General features: G+C 68.0%; 4 protein-coding genes and 1 pseudogene. 3 read left to right on the forward strand and 2 right to left on the reverse strand.

Going from position 1 to position 2005, the window contains the following annotated elements; all coding sequences use genetic code 11:
* Positions 1-330 (forward strand): annotated as a pseudogene (locus ACWELQ_RS44610) (MFS transporter); the annotation flags it as partial.
* Positions 331-371: 41 nt separating this feature from the next.
* On the forward strand, positions 372-824 hold the full coding sequence (locus ACWELQ_RS44615) for a hypothetical protein (RefSeq protein ID WP_452403007.1): 453 nt from the start codon (positions 372-374) through the stop codon (positions 822-824).
* A 3-nt stretch (positions 825-827) separates the two neighbouring features.
* Here ACWELQ_RS44615 and ACWELQ_RS44620 read toward each other — a convergent pair whose 3' ends face one another.
* Positions 828-1103: a YggT family protein gene (locus ACWELQ_RS44620; protein WP_452403008.1), complete on the reverse strand. Its 276-nt coding sequence runs from the start codon at positions 1101-1103 to the stop codon at positions 828-830.
* Positions 1104-1274: 171 nt separating this feature from the next.
* On the opposite strand from ACWELQ_RS44620, the gene ACWELQ_RS44625 reads away from it, so the two are divergent.
* Positions 1275-1526, forward strand: a complete 252-nt coding sequence (locus tag ACWELQ_RS44625) for a hypothetical protein (protein ID WP_452403009.1) — start codon at positions 1275-1277, stop codon at positions 1524-1526.
* A gap of 25 nt (positions 1527-1551) precedes the next feature.
* Here ACWELQ_RS44625 and ACWELQ_RS44630 read toward each other — a convergent pair.
* Positions 1552-2005: lysylphosphatidylglycerol synthase domain-containing protein (locus ACWELQ_RS44630; RefSeq protein ID WP_452403010.1), on the reverse strand; the 454-nt coding region annotated here is incomplete at its 5' end.

The following is a 2005-nucleotide window of genomic DNA, read 5'->3' on the forward strand; positions in this document are numbered from 1 at the left end:
GGGCTGTTGCTGGTGATGGCGATGGAACTCGGCATCATCACCAGTTGCGGAGTCTTCAATCCGGTCTCCGCGACATTCCGGTTGGAACAGACCGCCGCCGACCGCGTCACCCGCACCCTGTCCGCGTGGTCGATCACCAGCAATGCCACCATCGCCGCGCTGACCGCGCTGGGCGGCGTGCTTGCCATGCTGACCGGTGCCCGCGCGGCCATCGCCGTCGCCGGGGTGCTCGTGCTCGCGACCACTCTCCTGTTGCGCCCCAACCGTTTTCCCGATCCGGCAGCCGGTGGGCAGCTGGTGGCTGCGAATCCGGGCGGATCTCAGGGATAGTCCCGATGTGCGGGGATCGCGGCGGTGGTTCGGTGGAAGTCATGAGCGCCACCACTGCCCCGCCCACGGTCCCGGGCTATGTCAATGTCGTCGTCAAAGCCCTGCTGCGTTCGCCGCTGCACCGGGTGATGAGTCGAAACACCATGCTGCTGACCTTCACCGGTCGCAAGAGCGGCAACCGCTACACCGCCGTCGTCCGCTACTTCCCCGACGGCGACGTACTCAACTGCTACACCGACAGCAAATGGTGGCGGAACCTGCGCGGCGGCGCCCCCGTCGAACTGCTGCTGGCCGGGCGCACCGTGAACGCCGTCGCCACCCCGATCACCGATCCCACCGCGGTCGCCCAGAGTCTGGGAAAGTTCTTGAGCGCCATGCCCGGCGACTCCAAGTACTACGGGGTGCGCAATCGCGACGACGGCACCCCGGACCCCGGCGATATCGTGGCCGCGGCCCAGTACACGACACTCGTGCGGATCGAACCCACGCGCTGAGGGTTACAGGCTGAACACCACGGCGCGCAGGATCAGCACCGCGATGAACACCACCGTGAAGGCCAGATCGATCTGCACGCCGCCGAACCGGACCGGCTTGAGCACCCGGCGCACCGGGGCGATGACGGGTTCGGTGATCTTGTAGACGATCTCTCGGGGCTTGCGAACGCCCTGCGGATTGTCGCTGAGCGTGACGATCCAATCCAGGATCAGGCGCGCGATCAACACCAGCATGAACAGGGTCAGAGCCAGCCCGAGCAGGCTCCCGATGAACGACATGGCGAACTCCTTCGTAGTGGCCGCCTCATCGTGATCAACGGTGCGAGGCCGTAGAAAGTGCCCCCATCGTCGACCATGATCGGCCGCTTCGGCGGCGGGCTCGCCGAGGTCGTGCGAGAATCCAGGCTGCTGTCTGCCCGGCTCACCCCGAGATCGCACAAGGAGTCCGAAGTGAGCAAGAAGTATCTGATCGGCCTGCCCGTGGCCGTGTTCGCCCTCGCCCCGGCGGTCGCCGCCGTCGCCGCACCCGCGCAGGCGGATGCCGCGACCTACACCTGCAATGCGGAGACCTGGGCGGGAGAGAAACTGCCGACGCTCACCGTGGAGGCCAAGCGCAACAAGCGTCAGGCGCAGGGCGTCGCCCAGACCACCTGGGGTGGTGTCGCGAAGTTCTCGACCATCGACTGCCAGCTCAACAAGTAGCCGCGAACTGCCGCCGGGCCCGCGCTCAGATGGCGCGGCGGTGGTTCAGATAGGCGAACGAGGCCAGGCCCAGGGGAATCTGGCACCAGAAGGTCAGCAGCCGGAACCCCAGGGCCACGCCCACCGCCACCCCGGCGCTCAAACCCGCCACGGCGGTCAGCCCGGCCGCGATGGTGATCTCCTTGGTGGCCACGCCGTTCGGGGACGGCAGCAGTGGCGCCAGGGCCACCGTCACCAGTTCGACCACGAACGTATCGGGCAGGCTGAGGTCCGCGCCGACCGCGTGCAGCACCGCCCACAGCGCCACCACCATGAGCAGTGGTTGAATCAGCGCGCAGATCCACAGCGCGGCGGCCCGTCGCGGCCGGATCGCGGTGGCGGCCACCGACTTCCACGCGGTCAGGGCGTCCGAGCGGGCGTGGCGAGCGGGGCGAGTGGAGAAGGTTTGAGCAGCACCGTGTTTCCCGCGGCCAGCGCGG

It is taken from the genome of Nocardia sp. NPDC004722 (genome assembly GCF_053601505.1).